The following is a 19,154-nucleotide window of genomic DNA, read 5'->3' as shown; positions in this document are numbered from 1 at the left end:
ATAGATCATGCAGCTCGGTCTCATCGGTCTCGGCAAGATGGGCGGCAACATGCGCGAGCGGATCCGCCGCGCCGGCCACACCGTCATCGGCTACGACCGCAACCCCGAAGTCTCCGACGTCAAGAGCCTCGAAGAGCTGGTGGAGAAGCTGGACGCACCGCGCACGGTCTGGGTGATGGTCCCGGCCGGCACCGCCACCCAGGGCGTCGTCGACGAGCTCAAGGACCTGCTGTCCGAGGGCGACACGGTGGTCGACGGTGGCAACTCCCGCTGGACGGACGACGAGAAGCACGCGGCCGAACTGGGCGTGAAGGGCATCGGCTTCGTCGACGCCGGTGTCTCCGGCGGCGTGTGGGGCCTGCAGAACGGCTACGCGCTGATGGTCGGCGGCGACAAGCAGCACGTGGAGCGGCTCCGGCCGATCTTCGAGGCGCTCAAGCCGGAGGGCCCCTACGGCTACGTCCACGCGGGCCGGGTCGGCGCCGGGCACTTCTCCAAGATGGTCCACAACGGCATCGAGTACGCCATGATGCAGGCCTACGCCGAGGGCTGGGAGCTGCTGGAGAAGGTCAAGTCGGTGGACAACGTCCGCGAGGTGTTCCGCTCCTGGCAGGAGGGCACCGTCATCCGCTCCTGGCTGCTGGACCTCGCGGTCAACGCCCTGGACGAGGACGAGCACCTGGGCAGGCTGCGCGGGTACGCGGAGGACTCCGGCGAGGGACGCTGGACCGTGGAGGCCGCCATCGACAACGCGGTGCCGCTGCCCGCCATCACCGCCTCGCTGTTCGCGCGGTTCGCCTCCCGGCAGGAGGACTCCCCGCAGATGAAGATGATCGCCGCGCTGCGCAACCAGTTCGGCGGCCACGCGGTGGAGTCGGCGAAGAAGGACTGACCGCCGGCGCGTCCCGCGTACGCGGCCCGGGCCGTCTCGACGGCCCGGGCCGCGTCGCGCTCAGTGGAGAGCGTGCTGCGCGGCCAGCCGTACCGGGGCGTTCGCGGCACCGTAGCCCCGGTAGCCCGCGTCGCGCTGGACCAGCTCGAAGAAGACCCGGCCGACGGTCACGGTGTAGCAGTGCCGGAAGGCGCCGCCCGCCTCCCGGTCGTAGAGGATGCCGAGGTCCCGGTACGTCTCCAGCTCGCCGGCCTCGAACTCGTACCGGGCGGCCAGGTCGTCGTGGTAGTTGGCGGGCACGGGCAGCAACCGCCCGCCCGCCGCGCGGAAGGCGCGGGCCGCGGCCACCACGTCGTCGGTGGCGAGGGCGATGTGCTGGGCGTGCGCGGTGTCGTCGGTGGGCGCGGCGCCGACCGACAGGGCGATCCGGACACTGCCGTCGGCGTTGCTCACGGCGCGGCTGCGCAGCAGGCCGTAGGGGTCGGCCAGGTCGACGCTCTGTTCGGCGTCGAGGCCGAGGACGCTGCGGTGGAAGAGGGCCGCCTCGTCGAAGTGGTGCCAGGGCTGGGTGAGGGCGAGATGGTCGACCCGGGTGGCGCTGGGCTCGAGGGCTCCGCGGTCCGGCAGGTCCCCGAAGTCGGCCCGCCAGTCCGGGAGTCGGTCCTTTCCGGTGGCGCAGAAGAACAGCTCGGTGCCGTCGGGGGCGGACACCGCCTCCAGCGGGGCGTCCCCGGGGGCGCGGCGGCGGGGCAGTACGGGCGCGAGCAGGGCCTCGGCGCGGCGCGCGGCGGCGGCCGGGTCCGGGGACTCCAGGCCGATCGCGGCGAGCCGGGTGCCGTCCCGGCGCGCGGCCTGGCCGGTGTTGACGAGGACGCGGGCCCGGCCGGACTGCCACAGGTCGACGGGCTTGCTCCGGTGACGTGCGACGCGGGTGAAGCCGAGGGCGGCGAGGACGGCGGTGACCGGTTCGGCGTCCGCGGTGAGCAGCTCGGCGAAGGCGACGCCGGTGGGCACCACGGCTGCGGGCAGCTCCGCCGCGCCCGCGGCCTCCTGCAGGAGCAGCAGGGAACGGTGGGCGTCCACGGCGGTCGGGCCGGCGTCGGCCTGCCGGAACACGTCGTTGAAGACCTCCAGCGAGAGCGGTCCGGCGTAGCCGGTGCGCAGCACGTGGCCGAGCAGGTTCGCCAGGTCGAAGCCGCCCTGGCCGGGGAAGCAGCGGTAGTGCCGGCTCCACTGCAGGACGTCCATGGCGAGCAGCGGGGCGTCGGCCAGTTGGAGGAAGAAGATCTTCTCGCCGGGGATGTCCGCGATGCCTTCGAGGTCCTTGGGACCGGAGCCGCGGGAGAGGATGTGGAAGCTGTCCAGGCAGGTGCCGAGCGCCGGGTGGCCGGCGGTCTCCACGATGCGCCACGCGTGCTCGTAGGTGTTGACGTGCCGCCCCCAGGCCAGCGCCTCGTAGGCGACTTTGATGCCGAACTCCCGTGCCAGGTCCGCGAGCCGGCTGAGCTGGCCGGCGGCGAGGGAGTCGTCGTCCACGGCAGCCGGGGAGACGCTGGAGCAGACCAGGACGGTGTCCGCGCCGAGCCGGTTCATCAGCTCGAACTTGTGCCGGGCTCGGCGCAGGTTGCGGCTGAGCTCGGCCTCCGGCACCGCCTCGATGTCGCGCATCGGCTGGTAGAGGTCGATGGTGAGGCCGAGGTCGGCGCAGCGGGCCCGGATCTCCTCGGGGGTGAGCGGGCTGGCGAGCAGGTCGTTCTCGAAGATCTCCACACCGTCGAAACCGGCCCGGGCGGCGGCGGTGAGCTTCTCGGTGAGCGAGCCGCTCAGTGAGACGGTGGCGATGGACGTACGCATCCGGGTGCCTCTCTGCGTCGGGACTGCGTCGGGACTGCTTCAGGCGCTGCCTCGGGCGGCGACCGGTCCGGTCGGCGCTACTTCGGCGCGGTCACGGCGCCGGCCAGCTCGGCGAGGTCCGCGAGCATCCGCGCGCTGTCGGGTTCGCGGCCGGTGAAGAGCCGGAACGCGTCGGCGGCCTGGAAGGCGGCCATGCCGCCGCCGTCGAGGGTGGCGCAGCCTGCCGCCCGGGCGGCGCGCAACAGCTCGGTCTCCAGCGGGCGGTAGACGACCTCCGCGACCCACAGCCGCGGGCGCAGCAGCTCGGCGGGCAGCGGCAGGCCCGGGTGGGCGGCCATGCCGGTGGGGGTGGCGTGCACGATGCCGTCGGCGCGGGCCAGCAGGTCCGCCAGGCGGTCGGGGGTGGCCGGGGCGGCCCGGCCGTCGCCGAAGTGCCGGTTCAGGGACCCGGCCAGGGCGGCGGCGCGCTCCGGGACGGCGTCGACGACGGTGACCCGCCCGGCGCCGAGAGTGAGGGCGGCGTGGGCGACCGCCGCGCCCGCGCCGCCCGCGCCGAGCTGCACGACCCGCTCCAGGGACACGTCCGGCAGGCCGCGGGCGAAGGAGGCGGCGAACCCGGTGACATCGGTGTTGTGGCCCATCGCGCCGCCGTCCTCCCCGAAGACGACCGTGTTGACCGCGCCCAGGGCGCGGGCCTGGGGAGCGAGCCCGTCCAGGTGCGGGATGACGAGCTGCTTGCACGGGTGAGTGATGTTGAGCCCGTCGTAGCCCAGGTCACGGGCGGCCCGGACGAGGTCGCCCACCGCCTCCGGCGGGACACCGAGACCGTCGATGTCGATGGTCCGGTACAGACAGCGCAGCCCCTGGCGGTCGGCCTCCCGTTCGTGCAGGGCCGGACTGAGCGACGGGCCGATGCCGGAACCGATCAGCCCGACGAGATACGAGTCCTTGGCCACGGAGACCTCCTGGCGCGCTCACTAATGTACGAACTAGTACGTTAGCTATATCAGCCGTGGCCGTCTTCGGGAAGACCCGTACAGCCCGCGCCACCCCTGCTTCTACAATCACCGGCACTGGCCCTACGCCCGAAGGAACCCGATGACCAGCGTCGACGAACCGGTACGACCCGGCGGGCGGACGCGGGACGCCGCCCGCACCCAGGCCGAGATCCTCGACGTGGCGACCCAGGAGTTCGCCCGGGCCGGCTACGACGGCGCCCGGGTCGACGAGATCGCGGCCCGCACCCGCACCACGAAGCGGATGATCTACTACTACTTCGGCGGCAAGGAACAGCTCTTCACGGCCGTTCTGGAGCGGGCCTACGGCGTGATCCGCGAGGCCGAACAGGAACTGGACGTCGAGCACCTGGACCCGGTGGCGGCGATCCGGCGGCTGGCCGAGCTGACCTTCGACCACCACGAACTGCACCCGGACTTCATCCGCCTGGTCAGCATCGAGAACATCCACGGCGCCGAGCACATCGCCGCCTCCGAGAAGCTCGGGCGGATCGGCTCCCCCGCCCTCGAGGTGATCCGCCGGATCCTGGCCGCCGGTCAGGAGTCGGGGTTGTTCACCGCCGATGTGGACGCCGTCGACCTGCACGCGATGATCAGCTCGTTCTGCTTCTTCCGGGTCGCCAACCGGCACACCTTCGGCGCGCTGTTCGGCCGCGACCTGGTCGACCCGGCGCAGCGCGAGCACTACCGCGCCATGCTCGGCGACATGGTCATCGCCTATCTCACGGCGGAGCGGGCCGCGGACTGAGCCGCGGCCCCGGGCGGCGACCGCGGATCGCGCCCGCTCCCGCATGCGGCGACCGGAGTCGCGCACCGGCTCTTGACAGCGGGGAAACACGGGCGCAACATCCCACCCAACCACGACTAACTATCCAGTGGGTTAATTAGCAGCCGTGATCCGGCCCTTCGCCCCGCCGCTCACTCCCCCTGCCTCCGTGGGGTGGAGTCTCCCCGAAGGAGCACCGCCGTGTCCGTACCCGCCCCCGCTCCCGCCGAGGCCCCGCCCGGCCAGCCCAGGAAGGCCGCCCTGGCCGCCTGGATCGGAAGCGCGCTCGAGTACTACGACTTCTTCATCTACGGCAGCGCCGCCGCGCTGATCTTCCCCAAGGTGTTCTTCGACGCCGCCGACCCCGCCACCGCGACCCTGCTGTCGCTGGCCACGTTCGGCGTCGCCTATGCGGCGCGGCCCGTCGGCGCGCTGTTCCTCGGGCACTTCGGTGACCGCCTCGGCCGCAAGAAGATCATGGTCTTCACGCTGCTCCTGATGGGCCTGTCGACGTTCCTGATCGGCTGTCTGCCCACCCGCGCCCAGGTCGGCGCGCTCGCCCCGGTCCTGCTGGTGCTGTGCCGGATCCTTCAGGGGATCTCGGCGGCCGGCGAGCAGGCCGGCGCCAGTTCCATGAGCCTCGAGCACGCGCCGCCGGGCCGGCGGGGCTTCTTCACCAGCTTCACGCTCAGCGGCACGCAGGGCGGCCAGCTCATCGCCACCCTGGTCTTCATCCCGGTCGCCCAGCTCCCCGAGGACCAACTGCTGTCCTGGGGCTGGCGGGTTCCGTTCTGGCTGAGCGTGGCGGTCGCGGTCGTCGGCTACGGCATCCGGCGCCGCCTGGAGGAGACCCCGGCCTTCGCCCGGCAGGCGGCGACCGAGGGTGTGGTCCGGCTGCCGCTGGCGGTGCTGATGCGCGAGCACTGGGCCGACGTGCTGCGGGTGATCGGGGGCGCGCTGGTCGCCTCGGTGAGCACGATCTTCACGGTGTGGGCGCTGGCCTACGCGACCGGTGACGCGGTCGGCATGTCCCGTACGTCGATGCTGTGGGTGGGGGCGCTGGCCAACGTCGTGGCCCTGGCCGCGATCCCGCTGTGGGCGACGCTGTCCGACCGGATCGGACGCCGTCCGGTGTACCTGATCGGCACCGTGGGCAGCGCGGCGGCGATGGCCGGCTACCTGTGGGCGATCTCCACCGGCTCCTACCCGCTGACCCTGGCCCTCGGGATCGTGGCGTTCGGCATCGTCTACAGCGCCGCGAACGGGGTGTGGCCCGCGTTCTACGGCGAGATGTTCGCGACCCGGGTACGGCTGTCCGGCATGGCGATCGGCACCCAGATCGGCTTCGCGGCGGCCGGCTTCGCGGTCACCTTCGCCGCCGAGATCGCCGGTCCGGGCGGTGACGACTGGTCGGCGGTGGCCCTGTTCACCGCGCTGCTGTGCGTCCCGCCGACCCTCGCGGCGCTCTCCGCCCGCGAGACCCACAAGGTCCCGTCGGACCTGCTGGGCGAGCGAGCGGCCCGCGAGGGACAGCACCCGGAGGCGGTGTCGGCCTGAATCCCCCGGCCAGAGCTCCGGACGCCGACGGGCTCCGGACGCCGACGGGCTCCGGGGCCCTGGCCCGTCGGCGCCCAGCTCCCACGACGAAGGGGGCAGCGACCTCCCGCAGGCGAGGGTTGCGGCTTCCCGAAGGCGGGGAGCCGCGACTTCACGCGGGTGGGGAGCCGCGGCTTCAGGCGGGCGGGGGGCGACTTCGCGAGAGCAGGGTGCCGTGGCCTCGTACGGGCAGGGGGCCGTGAGCTCGTACGGGCAGGGGGCCGTGAGCTCGTACGGGCAGGGTGCCGTGATCTCCTACGGGCAGGGGGCCGTGGCTTCACGCCGGCAGGCGGCTTCGCGGCCCGCCCAGGGCGGGGCTGCCGTTTCATGCGGGCAGGCGGCTTCGGCACCCCGAGGGCGGGGGGACTACGGCTTCGCGCGTGCAGGCGGCCGCGACCTCCGGGGGGCAGGTGGCCGCGGCGTCACCGAGCGCGGCCCGCCGCCGCGTCGAGCAGGGGGCCGAGTTCGCGGACCGCCGTGTTCAGCGGGCCGACGTCCCGCTCGGCCCGGGCCATCAGGATCGCGCCCTCCAGGGTGCTGATCATCAAGGTCGCCAGGGAGTCCGCGCGGGCCGCCGGGACCCCCATTCCGGTCAGCGCCTCGGCGACGGGGCCGCGCCAGGCCGCGAACGCGCCCGCCGCCGCCTCGCGATTGGAACTGCCCGACGAGGCGCGGTCCACCGTCGCGGCGGCGACCGGGCAGCCGGCGGAGAAGCCGTCCACCCGGTACTCGTCCCTCCACTGCGCGGCCATCGCCGCGAACAGCCCGCTCGGCGTCGGCTCTTCCAGGCCCGCGAGGAAACGGGCGACGCGCTTGCCGGCGTACCGGCCGGCCCAGGCCACGGCCTCGTTGACCAGTTGCTCCTTGCCGCCCGGGAAGTAGTGCTGGAGCGAGCCGCGCGGTGCTCCGGCAAGGGCGGCGACGTCCCGCATACCGGTGGCGGCGACCCCGTCCCGCCGGATCAGCTGGGCCGCGCTGAACACCATCCGCTCGCGCGGTCCGTGCCGCGACTCCGCCATGACGGACCTCCGATCACCCTCATCCCTCACTCTATGACCGGTGTCATAACGCCCGCTACTATGACGACGGTCATAATCGGCCCGGAGGTCCCGCGCGCGGAACTCCCCCGGAGCGAGGGGCGCCCCATGAACGTCGTGAACGTCGGTTTCATCGGTCTCGGAGTGATGGGCCGGCCCATGGCACTGCGGCTGGCGGCCTCCGGCACGCCGCTCGTGGTGTGGAACCGGACGCCACTGCGGTCCGAGCCGCTGCGCGCGGCGGGTGCCGAGGTCGCCTCGGACCCCGCCGAGGTGTTCGCGCGGTCCGAGGCGGTGCTGCTGATGCTCGCCGACGAGGCCGCGGTCGACAGCGTCCTCGGCCGAGGCACCCCCGGCTTCGCCGCGCGGGTCGCCGGGCGCGTCGTCGTCCACATGGGCACGACCTCCCCCGGGTACTCCCACGCCCTGGAGACCGACGTGCGGGCGGCCGGCGGCCGGTACGTCGAGGCGCCCGTCTCGGGGTCCCGCGTCCCGGCGGAGCAGGGCGCACTGGTGGCCATGCTGGCGGGCGAGGAGTCCGCCGTCGACGCCGTACGACCGCTGCTCGCCCCTCTGTGCCGGGAGACGTTCGTGTGCGGCGCGGCGCCGAACGCGCTGCTGATGAAGCTGTCCGTGAACCTCTTCCTGATCACCCTGGTGACCGGACTGACCGAGGCGTTCCACTTCGCCGAGCGGCAGGGGCTCGACCGGCGGCTGTTCCTGGACGTGCTGGACGCGGGCCCCATGGCCAGCGGGGTGTCGCGGATGAAGGCACCCAAGCTGCGCGAGCGGGACTTCGCGGTGCAGGCGGCCGCCCTGGACGTACTGAAGAACAATCGGCTCATCGCCGAGGCGGCCCGCGGGGCGCACCTGGCCTCGCCGCTGCTGGACGCCTGTCACGCCCTGTTCGAGGAGACGGTGTCACTGGGGCACGGCGGCGAGGACATGGTGGCGGTGCTGCGGGCGATCGAGGCACGGACCGCCGCGGCGGCGCCGTAGCTCAGCGCTTCGGGATGCCGTACGCCCGCTCGACTCGCAGCCGCAGCACCAGCCGGCGGTCGCGGACCATGGCGGCCCGGTAGTCGTCCCAGTCCGGGTGCTCACCGGAGACGTCCCGGTAGAGCCGGACGAGCTCCTCGACGGTCTCGTCATGCGGATCCCGAGCGACCGGCGAGAGGTCGGCGGTGCCCTCTGCGACGGCATAGGCCCACCGGTCGGCGGTGGTGACGTGGTACGACGCCCGGGGATCGCGGCGCAGGTTACGGGTCTTGGCCCGGTCGTCGGTGAGCGAGACCCGGATGATCCGCTCGTCCGGGTAGTAGACGTGGGTGACGTTGGAGAGCTGGGGCCGGCCGTCCTTCTTGAGGGTGACCAGCACCCCTCCATTTCCCTCACCGAGCAGCTTCAGCAGTGCGTCGTCCTGCGTGGCGTCCTGAGTCATACCTGGGTCAACTCGGCGGGGCGGGCCGCGCATTCCCGCTGGGGCCACGGCATCGACGGTGAGTAGACACTGTCTACGACCGCCTGGTAGACAGTGTCTATGACATCTGATCCCGACCCGGGCCTGCGGGTCCGCCTGGTCGATGCCGGAGTGGCGCTGGTGGCCACCGAAGGGGCACAGGCGCTCACGCTGCGGGAGATCGCCCGCCGGGCCGGGGTGTCGCACGGGGCACCCCGGCGCTACTTCCCCACCCACCTCGAACTGCTGTCGGCGATCGCCCGCCGCGGCTTCGCCGACCTGGCCGGCCGGGTACGGGCGGCCCTCGACGGCGCGGGACCCGATCCACGCGGGCAGGTGACGGCGCTGGCACGGACCTATCTGGCGTTCGCCCTGGACAACGCCGGTATGTACGAGCTGATGTTCCGTCATGATCTGCTGGAGAGCGGCCACTTGGGCCTGCGTGACACCAGCCTGCCCCTCTTCGGGCTGCTCGTGGAGCTGACCGGCCTGATCAGGCCGGAGTCGGACGCCCGGCGGGTGGCGGGTGCGCTGTGGGCGAACCTGCACGGCATCGCCCAGCTGTGGCGCTGGGGGAGTCTGCAACTCGCCACCGGCGTCGACGACTTCGCGCCCCTGCTGGACGCGGCGCTGCTGGCCCATCTGGGCCCGGCGGACGCCCGGTGAACCGCCGGACGACGCTGGCGAGCAGTGTGGCGGGCGCCGTGCTCGTCGCCCTGGACGGCACGGTCCTCACGGTCGCGCAGCCCTCCCTCCAGCGGGCGCTGCACGCGTCGTACATGCAGGTGCAGTGGACCAGTACCGCGTATCTCGTGGCGGTGGCGAGCCTGCTGGTGTTCGCGGGGCGGGTCGGCGACCGGTACGGACAGCGGCGGATGTTCGCCCTCGGCATGCTGGGGTTCGGCGCGGCGTCGGCGGGCATCGGCCTGGCGCCCGGGATCGGCTGGGTGATCGGACTGCGGGCGGCGCAGGGGGTCTTCGGGGCGCTGCTCCAGCCCGCCACGCTCGGCATGCTGCGCGCCGCCTTCCCGCCGGACCGGCTGGCGACGCCGCTCGCGGTGCGCACCAGTGCGATCGGACTGGCGGCCGCCGTCGGCCCGCTGCTGGGCGGGGCGCTGGTGAGCGGCCTCGGCTGGCGGGCGGTGTTCTTCCTGAGCGTGCTGCCCGCGCTGGGCTTCGGGCTGACGGCCCTGGTCCGGTCGGGACCGGAGCGGCCCGCGGTGATCCGCGCCCCGCTCGATGTACCGGGTGCCCTGCTCCTCGCCGTGTCCCTGGCCTGTCTCGTGCACACCCTGGTCGCGCTGCCCGCCGCGACGACGGCCACGGCGGCCGGGCTGGGGGGTGCGGTGCTCGCCGGTGCCGTGTTCGTCCGGCACGAACGGCGGTCGGCGAGTCCGCTGTTGCCGCCCGAGGTGGTCGGCTCGCCGGCGGTCGGCGCGGCGCTCGGTGTTCTCGTCGCCGTTTCGGCCTCCCTCTTCGGCACCCTGTTCGTCGAGACGTACGTCCTGCAGCGCCGGCTGGGTCTCGATCCGTTCGACAGCGCGGTGCGCGGTGTGCCGCTGGCGGTGCTGATGGTGGTGTCCGCCCCGCTGTGCCCGCGTCTGCTGCGCCGGGTGGGCGCGCGGTGCGCGGTGGCCGCGGCGACGGCGGTGCTCGCGGTGGGCGTGCTCGTCCTGTCCCGGGCCACCGGAGTGCTCGCCCAGGGCGGTGCCTTCGCGCTGCTCGGCGCCGGGTTCGGCACGGTGATGGTGGCGGGCACCCATGTCGTCGTACGGCGTGCGGACGTGGCGGTGGCCGGGGTGGCGGGCGGGTTGCAGCAGACGGCGCTGAACATCGGGCCCGTGGTGGGGGTGGCCGCGGGCACCGCGCTGATGGGCGTGGGAGAGGGGACCGCGCTGCTGGTGCTCGCCGGGGTGGCCGCGGCCGCCGTGCCGGTGGCCCGCGCGCTGCCGGGGCGGGACGTCATGTCGATCACACACACCGCGGCGGACGGGGTCCCTCCCGGCGTTCCTGCGCGACGATGAGACCGTGCGGCCGGTCCGGCGGGAACGGGGGTCGCGCCGCGCGGGCACGACGCGACCGGAGGAGAGCGATGGCACAGCTGCGACAGGAAGCCGACCCGGGTGAGGCCGGCCTGGACCCGAAGGCGCTCGACCGCCTGGACCAGCACTTCGCCCGCCTCGTCGACGAGGGACGGCTGCCCGGCTACCTGGTCTCCGTGGCGCGTGGCGGCCGCGTCGCCCACCTCACCACGTACGGCCACCGGGACCGCGCGGCCGGCCTGCCGGTCGGCGCGGACACCCTGTGGCGGATCTACTCCATGACCAAGCCGGTCACCGCCGTCGCGGTGCTGTTGCTGCTGGAGGAGGGCCGTCTGTCCCTCGACGACCCGCTCGAACGGCACCTGCCCGCGTTCGCGGGCCCGCGGGTCCACGAGGGCGGCTCGGGCGCGGACCTGCGCACCCGCCCGGCCCGCGGCCCGATCCTGATCCGGCATCTGCTCACCCACACGGCGGGCATGACCTTCGGCTTCTACTACAAGCACCCCGTCGACGCGCTGTACCGCGAGGCGGGCCTGGAGTACTCGGTGCCGCCGGGCAAGGACCTCGCCGAGACCGTCGAGGTGTACGCGCGCATGCCTCTGCAGTTCGAGCCGGGCACGCAGTGGAACTACTCCGTCGCCTCCAACGTGCTGGGCCGGGTGATCGAGGTGGTCTCCGGGCAGCGGCTGGACGAGTTCTTCGCCGAGCGGATCCTCCGCCCGCTCGGCATGACGGACACCGGTTTCCACATCACCGGTGAACAGGCCGACAGACTCGCCGAGTTGTACGGCGAGACGGAGGACGGCGGCATCACACCGATCCCGGGACTGCCGGTACGGGGCCGGCCGCTGTTCCTGTCCGGCAGCGGCGGCCTGGTCGCGTCCGCCGGGGACTTCCACCGGTTCATGGAGATGCTGCGGCGGGGCGGCGAGCTGGACGGCACGCGCCTGCTGTCCCCCGGCTCGGTCGCGCTGATGACCCGCAACCAACTGCCCGGCGACGCCCAGCTCGACTCCTTCGGCGCCCCCGTCCACCAGGAGCGCTCCAACGCGGGCCTCGGCTTCGGCTTCAACGTCTCCGTCGTCGTCGACCCGGCCCGCACCCTCGCCCCCACAAGCCCGGGCACCTACGGCTGGAGCGGCGTCGCCACCACCGCCTTCTGGATCGCCCCGGCCCACGACCTGACCGTCCAGTTCATGACCCAGGTCCGCCCGAAGAACCTGAAGGTCTTCCCGGACCTGCGCCGCCTGGTGCACGAGGCCCTGCTCGGCTGACCTCCGGTCACGGCCCTGCGCCGCCTGCTTCCAGGTCATCGGATGCGCACGGGGCACCCTGCTGCCCCGACCCGCGCACGACCTCTGTGACGCAAGTCTCATCCAGGGCCGGAACTTGTGTACGGGCATCGGCGAACAGCAGGCGACCACGACTCCGACTCCGAGACCCGAGGACGCGAAATGAATCGCAGAGGTGGAACGTGACCCTCCTGCCCGCCACCGGTGCCGCGTTCGCCCTCCCGGCGGACGAGAGCGGCACCTCCGACGGCTCGGTCATCGAGCGGTCCTGGGAGACGCCCGACGCGTTCGCGGTGATCTTCGACCGCCACGCCGATGACATCCACCGCTACATCGCCCGGCGCCTGGGCTCCGACACCGCCGACGACCTGATGGCGGAGACCTTCGTGATCGCCTTCCAGCGTCGGCGGCGCTACGACCTGTCCCACCCGCACGCACGGCCCTGGCTGTACGGGATCGCCACCAACCTGATCGGCCGTCACCGCCGGGACGAGGCCCGCCGGCTGCGGGCGCTGTCCCGCATGGCGTCGCTGCCGGAGGAGCGGGAGGAGCAGGCCGGACCGGAGGACGGGATCGGCGCCGCGGACGCGCAAGGCACCCTGGCCGGCGCCCTCGCCGAACTGCCCGCCCGTTACCGGGATGTGCTGCTGGTCATCGCCTGGGGAGACCTCGACTACGCGGAGGCCGCACAGGCGTTGGGCCTGCCCGTCGGCACGGTGCGCTCCCGCCTCCACCGGGCCCGCGTCAAGCTGCGCCGGGCACTGGGCGGCCCGGAGCCGACCACCTCGACCGCACCTCAGAAGGGGACCGATCATGGATGAACTGACGAGGGTGCGCGCGTGGGACACCGACCGGGAGGGGCCGTCCGACCAGGCCCGTACCGCCGCCCGGGCCCGCCTGGAGGCCGCCATGGCGAAGGAGTCGAACGGCGTCGCGCCCCGTACGGGCCGGCTGAGCCGGCGGATCGTGCTCCGCACCGCGTTCGCCGGCATGACGGCGGCGGCCGCGGGCGCCGTGGTCCTGGCACTCGACGGCGGAAGCGACCGCGCGCCGCGTCTGGGCGCGGTCAGCGCGGCGGACGTGCTGCGAAGGGCCGCCGACAGGTCACGCGCCGCGGGCAGCGACCTGCCCGTGCCGCGCAACGACCAGTACTTCTACACCCGGACCTACATCACCCGGGTGCCGGTGAAGGGAGGGCCGACCAGGACGTGGACCGACCAGAGCTGGATGTCGGTGGACGGCTCGAAGCCGTCCCTGCGCCAGGAGTACGGGAAGGTTCACCACGACCCTCCGCTCGGCAAGCACGAGGTGAGATGGCCTCCCACCGTCTACTCCAAGCTCCAGCAGATGCCGACCGATCCCGACAAGCTGCTGGCGCGGTTCAGAGGCAATGACAGCGCACCCAACACGGACGTGATGGCCTTCTTCGAGGGGTGCATGCTGCTGATGGGACCGCGTGTCATGCCCCCCGGGCTGCAGGCCGGCGCCTTCGAGGCGCTGTCGAAGCTTCCCCACATCCGGCTCGACTACGACGACGCGGACGTCGCCGGCCGCAAGGCCGTCGGAGTCTCGCACCCCAAGGCGTCGTTCACGTTCCTCTTCGACCGCAGGACGTACGACTACCTGGGCCTGCGCACCAAGGGCAGCTCGCCGAAGAAGATTCACGGCGAGTGGAAGCAGACCAACTACTACTACGAGACCAGGACCCTCAAGGACATCCAGGTGGTCGACCGCATCGGAGAGCACCGCTGACCGAGCGAGACCGGGGAGGGGGCGGGCCGTCATCGTCGGTCGCCCGCCCCCTCGCCCTGCCCCGCCGGCTCAAGACCCGTGGGCGACCGCGTCCAGGTGGGGCAGGACGTGGTCCAGGCGCTCGCGCTTGGTCCGCAGGTAGGTGATGTTGCTCTCGCACGGCTCGATCAGCAGCGGCACCTGCTCGGCGACCTGGATGCCGTGCCGTACCAGGGCCTCCCGCTTGCGCGGGTTGTTGGACATCAGCCGGACCGAGCGCACCCCGAGGTCGTGCAGGATCTCGGCGGCGACGCCGTAGTCGCGGGCGTCGACGGGCAGGCCGAGCGCCAGGTTCGCCTCGACCGTGTCCAGACCCTCCGCCTGGAGGGCCATCGCGCGCAGCTTGGCCAGCAGGCCGATGCCCCGGCCCTCGTGTCCCCTCAGGTAGACGACGATGCCGCTGCCTTCGGCGACCACCGCGCGCAGCGCCGAGGCCAGTTGGTCGCCGCACTCGCAGTGCCGGGAGCCGAAGGCGTCCCCGGTCAGGCACTCCGAGTGCAGCCGGGTCAGCACGTTCTCGGTCCCGATCTCCCCGTACACGAGGGCGACTTGTTCGTCACCGCGGTCGTGGTCCAGGTAGCCGATCGCCTGGAACTGCCCGTACACGGTGGGCAGCGGCGCGTTCACGACGCGTTCCGCGCCCGAGCGCCGCGAGGACTTCTCGCCGAGGACACCGAGGTTTTCTGTCATGATCTGATTCCTAAGCAGAGACGAAGGGCCGGGAAAGATGAGTGGTTCGGGCGCGCGTACGGCCGGCTTCGGGGTGGTACCGGCGGACACTACGGAAGACGTACGGATGCGGGGGGCGGGCGTTTCAACACAGGTCGCCGTCCTTCCCGTCGGCAGCTTCGAACAGCATGGCCCCTTCCTTCCGCTGGCGACCGACACGCTCGTCGCCTGTGCCGTGGCCCGGGAGATCGCGGGCGCGTATCCGGTGCACCTCCTGCCGCCCGTGACGATCGGCTGTTCGCACGAGCACGCGGACTGGCCGGGGACCGTCAGCATCTCCTCGGTGACCCTGCACGCGGTGGTCCGGGACATCGCCGACTCGCTGCGCCGCTCGGGCGTCGAGACGCTGGTCGTGGTGAACGGCCACGGCGGCAACTACGTGCTGGGCAACGTCGTCCAGGAGGCCTCCGCGCGCGGGGAGAGCATGGCGCTGTTCCCGGCCGCCGAGGACTGGGAGGCGGCGCGGCAGCGGGCCGGGGTGCTCACCTCCCTGCTCACCGACATGCACGCGGGCGAGATCGAGACCTCCATTCTGCTGCACGCTCATCCCGAATTCGTCCGCCCTGGTTACGAGTCCGCCGACTTCACCGCTGACGACCGTCGTCATCTCCTTACCGTGGGAATGTCCGCCTACACCGAATCCGGCGTCATCGGCCGCCCTTCCCTGGGTTCCGCGGAAAAGGGGAAGGAATTCCTGGCCGGCCTGGTGGAGTCGTTCGGCGCGCTCTTCGACCTGCTCACCTCGGACTCCGGCCCGGCGGCGGTACGGGGGTAGCCGCGCAGCCCTGCGTACCAGCGGGCGACGAGGACGGCGGCGCCGGGCAGGCTCGCGACGAAGCTCAGCACCCCGTACACCACGGCGACCGCCACCCCGCTGCTCGCGCCGAGCCCGGCGGCGCCGAACGCCCAGGCGGTGACGCCCTCGCGGGGTCCGAAACCGCCGACGTTCAGCGGGAGCCCCATCGCGACCAGGGCGAGCACCGCGATCGGCAGCAGCACCGGCACGGACGCGGCCGATCCGGCGATCCGGGCCGACACGACGAACATCGCGACGTGCCCGGCCAGTACGACGGCGGAGGACAGCGCGACTCCGGGCCCGGCCTCGCGTGACAGCAGGCCCCGTCGGGCCTCGCCGAGCGCGGATCGCAGGGCGCCGCCGCGGCGGGAGGGCGCACGGTTCAGCCGGACGGCGAGGACGACGGCGAGCGCGCCCAACGCGGCCAGCGCCACCGGCGCCGCGAGACCCCGTATCTCGTCCCGGACCGGCGACGGCAGGACCACCAGCACGACCGCGCCGAACACGGCCAGCGCGACCTGCCCGGCGACCCGCTCGAGCACGACCGCCTTCACCCCGCGCCGGATGTCCCCGGCGCTCTGCCCGTGCCGGACCGCCCGGTGCACATCGCCCAGCACCCCGCCGGGCAGGGCCGCGTTGAGGAACAGCGCCCGGTAGTAGTCGCCCACCGCCGGCCCGAACGGCAGCCGGATGCGCAGCCCCCGGGCCACCAACTGCCAGCGCCACGCGCTGAACACGGTGGTGACCACGCCGATGCCCAGGGCCAGCAGCAGCGACGCCGAGTCGATCCGCCGCAGGCCGTCGAGGAGCACACCGGTACCGAGCCGCCACAGCAGCACGGCGATGATGGCCGTGCCGGCGACCGTGCCGAAGTGGGTGCGGACGGCACGGGAGTTGAGTCTGCGGATCAGGCGGTGGGGGGTGTCGCGCCGGGCGGTCCCGGGGGCGGACGGCTCCGGGGGCGCCGTCACCGCGCTCACCGCGGGAGCCGTGACACAGCCTCGCACCCCCCTGATCCGCGCGTGCGGGATCACCCGCGCCAGACGGGGTTTCGCCGCCCTCCCCCGGCGCGGCCTGGCGCCGGACTCCACCGCCTGTCCGCTCATGACGACGCCCCGCCCGCCGGCTTGGGCAGCGCGAGCAGATCGCTGTGGTGGACCACGACCCGCAACTCACCGGCCTCGCAGGCGGCCAGCCGCTCGCGCAGGTAGCGCTCGGCGCGCCCGGACAGCTCGGGCCGCTGCTCGACGGCCGCGCCCACCCAGCCCCGAAGCCACTGCGCGGTCAGCGCGGACTCCTCGGGTCCGAGCCGCCACGGGCTCGGGTACACCCGTACGGTCGCCCCGCGTTCGGCGAACGCCTCGCAGGCCACGGTGACCGCGTCCGGCCCGAGCATCCCGTCGCGCCGCTGGTGGGCGTTGAACGCCTCGGCGATCTCGGCGTCCAGCGGGTCCGGCGGGGTGAGTTCGACCCGGCCCGCGACGGACAGGGTGAGCAGGGCCGGGCAGCCCGCGCCGGCGCAGGCTGCGGCGAGGGTCTCGATCTCCTCACGGGTGAGGACGTCCAGCAGTGCGGACGCGGTCACCAGTCCGGCCCCGTTCAGCGCGTCCGGGGTGAGCCGGGCGATGTCGCCGCGCCGGGTCTCGACCGTGACCCGGCTGCCGTCGGCGGCGGCGCGCGGGGAGCCCACGGCGGCGAAGTGCAGCAGGTAAGGGTCACGGTCGTGCAGGACCCAGTGCTGGGCGCCCTCCAGCCGCGGAGCGAGCCAGCGCCCCATCGAGCCGGTGCCGCAGCCCAGGTCGTGCACGGCCGGCCCGCCCGCCCTGCCGGGCCGGTTGGCCAGCCGGATCCGCAGCGGGTCCAGCGACTCCGTGGCCCGCGCCGCCGCGTCGGCCGGTTCCCGCAGCCGCAGCCACTCGGGCGCGTACCGCGGCGGCTCCTGCGGCTCACCGTCCCGCAGCCGTACGGTGGCCCGTTCGCCGGGGCCGGCCACGGGCCCGGCGCCGGCGATCACACCGGCCGGGTCGCTCTCGCGTGCACCGGTACCCATCGCGGCCTCCTCGCCGTCCGGCACGAACTCGGCTCCGCCGGGGCCCGGTTGGGCCGGGATGCCGCCGGTCACCGTCCGTGTGTCCGTCATGCCGCCCTCCTCGGTGCCTCGGGGAGCCGGCCGAGGACACCGGCCAGGCTGCGGGCGGTGGCAGCCCAGCCGTCGAGTGCCGCACGGCGGCCGCGGGCCGCGGCCTTCAGCCGGCGGCGCACATCGGGTTCACCGAACCAGCCGCGCAGTTCGGCTGCGAGTGCCGCCGGGTCCTCCGGCGGGACAAGGATGCCGGGGACGCCGCCGTCGGGGGCGCGGCCGACCGCCTCGGACACCCCGCCGACATCGGTCGCCAGCACCGGGACCCCCCTGGCGAGCGCCTCGGTGATGGCCATGCCGTAGGTCTCCGCGTACGAGGTGAGGACCATCAGGTCGGCCGACGCGTACGCCGCGTCGAGTTCGGCGCCGGCCCGGGGTCCGGCGAGCACCAGCCGGTCCTCGAGGCCGCGTTCGCCGATCAGGCCCCGCAACCGGTCGACGTACTCAGGGTCCTGGGTGAGCCCGCCGACGCACACACAGCTCCACGGCAGGTCGGTCACCCCGGCCAGCGCCTCCACCAGCCGGTGCTGGCCCTTGCGCGGGGTGACGGCGGCGACGCACAGCAGCCGGGAGACACCGTCGGTGCCCGGGGCGAGGGGGGCGATGTCGGCGCCGGGGGCGGCGACGTGCACCCGCTGCGGGGCGAGGCCGTGGTGGGAGACGATCCGGCGGACGGCCCAGTCGCTGGTGGCGATCACCGCGCCCGCCGCCCGCAGCACCACGCGCTCGCGGGCGTCCAGGTCCGCGGCCACGGCCGGGTCCAGGCCGGTCTCGTCGCCGAGCGGCAGGTGCACCAGCACCGCGAGGCGCAGCCGCTCCGCCTCCGGGACGACGATCTCCGGCACTCCGCAGGCGACCAGGCCGTCCAGCAGGACGACGGTGTCGTCCGGGAGTTCCCGCAGGGTGCGGGCGAGCACGTCGCGGTCGGCGCGGCCGGGGCGCGGCCAACTGCCGGGCACGGCGTGCCGCACGGCCTGCCAGCCGAAGCCCGGCAGGTCCAGGCAGACCCGGCGGTCGTAGGCGTTGCCGCCGCTCGGCGCGGCCGGGTCGTCGACACCGCCCGGCATGACGAAGTGCACGGTGCGCAGGGACATGGGGATGATCCCGACGTTCTCGAGGGCGGTGGGCTGCGCGGGCACGTAGGCGAGCCGCGCCTTCTGCGAGGCCTCCGCGGGCGCCCCGGTGGCCTTCCCGGGCGACCCGGCGGCCATCCCGGGCGACCCGGTGGCCATCCCGGGCGACCCGGTGGTCTTCCCGGGCGCCCCGGTGGGTTTCACGGTCGTCTCCGTCACAGGGCACGCTCGTAACTCGCCCAGGCGATGTGCGACTCGTGCAGGGTGACGGTGAGTCCCGCCAGGCCCCTGGCTCCTTCGCCGAGGGCGCCCTTGTGGACGCGGTCGGCGAGCCGGTCGGCGATGACCTTGGCCAGGAACTCGGTGGACGTGTTGATTCCGGCGAACTCCGGCTCGTTGTCGAGGTTGCGGTAGTTCAGCTCGGCGACGACGGCGCCCAGTTCCTGGGTGGCCAGGCCGATGTCGACGACGATGTTGTCCTCGTCCAGCTGCTCGCGGCGGAACGTGGCGTCCACCAGGAACGTGGCGCCGTGCAGGCGCTGCGCGGGCCCGAACACCTCGCCGCGGAAACTGTGGGCGATCATGATGTGATCGCGGACGGTGATGCTGAACAACGGACGACCCTCCAGGTGCGGCGCGTCTGATGCCCCCGGCGGTCACCTGCCGGGGGA

Annotated in this window: 18 protein-coding genes and 1 pseudogene; 10 read left to right on the top strand and 9 right to left on the bottom strand. The window is 73.5% G+C overall.

Annotated elements, in window-relative coordinates; translation table 11 throughout:
* Window positions 1-7: 7 nt before the first annotated feature.
* Window positions 8-892 (top strand): phosphogluconate dehydrogenase (NAD(+)-dependent, decarboxylating), encoded by an 885-nt coding sequence (gene gnd, locus ACZ6B1_RS01250; protein ID WP_468773819.1) that lies wholly within the window; start codon window positions 8-10, stop codon window positions 890-892.
* A 60-nt stretch (window positions 893-952) separates the two neighbouring features.
* On the opposite strand, the gene ACZ6B1_RS01245 is transcribed toward gnd, so the two are convergent.
* Together ACZ6B1_RS01245 and ACZ6B1_RS01240 are read right to left on the bottom strand one after the other, a co-directional pair.
* The gene (locus ACZ6B1_RS01245) at window positions 953-2,746 is read right to left on the bottom strand and encodes a TIM barrel protein (RefSeq protein ID WP_468773817.1); all 1,794 of its coding nucleotides are present in this window, start codon (window positions 2,744-2,746) and stop codon (window positions 953-955) included.
* Window positions 2,747-2,823: 77 nt separating this feature from the next.
* Window positions 2,824-3,702 (bottom strand): shikimate dehydrogenase, encoded by an 879-nt coding sequence (locus ACZ6B1_RS01240; protein WP_468773815.1) that lies wholly within the window; start codon window positions 3,700-3,702, stop codon window positions 2,824-2,826.
* Between the two features lie 142 nt (window positions 3,703-3,844).
* Between ACZ6B1_RS01240 and ACZ6B1_RS01235 the strand changes: the two genes are divergently transcribed.
* Both ACZ6B1_RS01235 and ACZ6B1_RS01230 read left to right on the top strand, forming a co-directional pair.
* A complete protein-coding gene (locus tag ACZ6B1_RS01235; RefSeq protein ID WP_468773814.1) occupies window positions 3,845-4,510 on the top strand; it encodes a TetR/AcrR family transcriptional regulator in 666 nt (221 codons plus the stop codon).
* Between the two features lie 219 nt (window positions 4,511-4,729).
* The gene (locus tag ACZ6B1_RS01230; RefSeq protein ID WP_468773812.1) at window positions 4,730-6,085 is read left to right on the top strand and encodes an MFS transporter; all 1,356 of its coding nucleotides are present in this window, start codon (window positions 4,730-4,732) and stop codon (window positions 6,083-6,085) included.
* Window positions 6,086-6,546: 461 nt separating this feature from the next.
* Here ACZ6B1_RS01230 and ACZ6B1_RS01225 read toward each other — a convergent pair whose 3' ends face one another.
* On the bottom strand, window positions 6,547-7,143 hold the full coding sequence (locus ACZ6B1_RS01225; RefSeq protein WP_468773810.1) for a TetR/AcrR family transcriptional regulator: 597 nt from the start codon (window positions 7,141-7,143) through the stop codon (window positions 6,547-6,549).
* A gap of 126 nt (window positions 7,144-7,269) precedes the next feature.
* On the opposite strand from ACZ6B1_RS01225, the gene ACZ6B1_RS01220 reads away from it, so the two are divergent.
* Complete coding sequence (locus ACZ6B1_RS01220) at window positions 7,270-8,160, top strand: NAD(P)-dependent oxidoreductase (protein ID WP_468773808.1); 891 nt, start codon at window positions 7,270-7,272, stop codon at window positions 8,158-8,160.
* Between the two features lies 1 nt (window position 8,161).
* Here ACZ6B1_RS01220 and ACZ6B1_RS01215 read toward each other — a convergent pair whose 3' ends face one another.
* Complete coding sequence (locus tag ACZ6B1_RS01215) at window positions 8,162-8,602, bottom strand: PPOX class F420-dependent oxidoreductase (RefSeq protein ID WP_390058034.1); 441 nt, start codon at window positions 8,600-8,602, stop codon at window positions 8,162-8,164.
* 99 nt (window positions 8,603-8,701) lie between these two features.
* Between ACZ6B1_RS01215 and ACZ6B1_RS01210 the strand changes: the two genes are divergently transcribed.
* From ACZ6B1_RS01210 to ACZ6B1_RS01190, 5 genes are all read left to right on the top strand, one after another.
* Window positions 8,702-9,286, top strand: coding sequence for a TetR/AcrR family transcriptional regulator (locus ACZ6B1_RS01210; protein ID WP_468773806.1), 585 nt, complete (start codon window positions 8,702-8,704; stop codon window positions 9,284-9,286).
* Complete coding sequence (locus ACZ6B1_RS01205; RefSeq protein ID WP_468773804.1) at window positions 9,283-10,644, top strand: MFS transporter; 1,362 nt, start codon at window positions 9,283-9,285, stop codon at window positions 10,642-10,644. The genes ACZ6B1_RS01210 and ACZ6B1_RS01205 overlap by 4 nt, the downstream gene beginning before the upstream one ends.
* 68 nt (window positions 10,645-10,712) lie before the next feature.
* Entirely contained in the window at window positions 10,713-11,936 is a 1,224-nt protein-coding gene (locus tag ACZ6B1_RS01200) for a serine hydrolase domain-containing protein (protein WP_468773802.1), read from the top strand.
* A 200-nt stretch (window positions 11,937-12,136) separates the two neighbouring features.
* Window positions 12,137-12,775 carry an RNA polymerase sigma factor gene (locus ACZ6B1_RS01195; protein WP_468773801.1) on the top strand — a complete coding sequence of 213 codons (639 nt, stop codon included), beginning with the start codon at window positions 12,137-12,139 and terminating at the stop codon, window positions 12,773-12,775.
* Window positions 12,768-13,706 (top strand): CU044_5270 family protein, encoded by a 939-nt coding sequence (locus ACZ6B1_RS01190; protein ID WP_468773799.1) that lies wholly within the window; start codon window positions 12,768-12,770, stop codon window positions 13,704-13,706. The genes ACZ6B1_RS01195 and ACZ6B1_RS01190 overlap by 8 nt, the downstream gene beginning before the upstream one ends.
* Window positions 13,707-13,775: 69 nt before the next feature.
* Here the strand turns inward: ACZ6B1_RS01190 and ribA are convergent, their stop codons facing one another.
* Entirely contained in the window at window positions 13,776-14,435 is a 660-nt protein-coding gene (gene ribA / locus ACZ6B1_RS01185) for a GTP cyclohydrolase II (RefSeq protein ID WP_468773797.1), read from the bottom strand.
* Between the two features lie 37 nt (window positions 14,436-14,472).
* Here ribA and ACZ6B1_RS01180 point away from each other — a divergent pair, with 37 nt between their 5' ends.
* Window positions 14,473-15,249, top strand: a complete 777-nt coding sequence (locus ACZ6B1_RS01180; RefSeq protein WP_468773795.1) for a creatininase family protein — start codon at window positions 14,473-14,475, stop codon at window positions 15,247-15,249.
* Window positions 15,250-15,302: 53 nt separating this feature from the next.
* Here ACZ6B1_RS01180 and ACZ6B1_RS01175 read toward each other — a convergent pair.
* From ACZ6B1_RS01175 to ACZ6B1_RS01160, 4 genes and pseudogenes are all read right to left on the bottom strand, one after another.
* Window positions 15,303-16,376: pseudogene (locus ACZ6B1_RS01175) on the bottom strand (lysylphosphatidylglycerol synthase transmembrane domain-containing protein); the annotation flags it as partial.
* A complete protein-coding gene (locus ACZ6B1_RS01170) occupies window positions 16,373-17,320 on the bottom strand; it encodes a class I SAM-dependent methyltransferase (protein WP_468775992.1) in 948 nt (315 codons plus the stop codon). The pseudogene ACZ6B1_RS01175 and the gene ACZ6B1_RS01170, both read right to left, overlap by 4 nt.
* 86 nt (window positions 17,321-17,406) lie before the next feature.
* Window positions 17,407-18,621, bottom strand: a complete 1,215-nt coding sequence (locus ACZ6B1_RS01165) for a glycosyltransferase family 4 protein (RefSeq protein ID WP_468775991.1) — start codon at window positions 18,619-18,621, stop codon at window positions 17,407-17,409.
* A gap of 77 nt (window positions 18,622-18,698) precedes the next feature.
* Entirely contained in the window at window positions 18,699-19,097 is a 399-nt protein-coding gene (locus ACZ6B1_RS01160) for a 6-pyruvoyl trahydropterin synthase family protein (protein WP_468773793.1), read from the bottom strand.
* Window positions 19,098-19,154: the final 57 nt, after the last annotated feature.

The sequence above is a fragment of the Streptomyces sp. NPDC041129 genome (assembly GCF_055592265.1).
The sequence above is the reverse complement of the archived record's forward strand: the minus strand, read 5'-3'. Positions and strand labels throughout refer to the sequence as shown.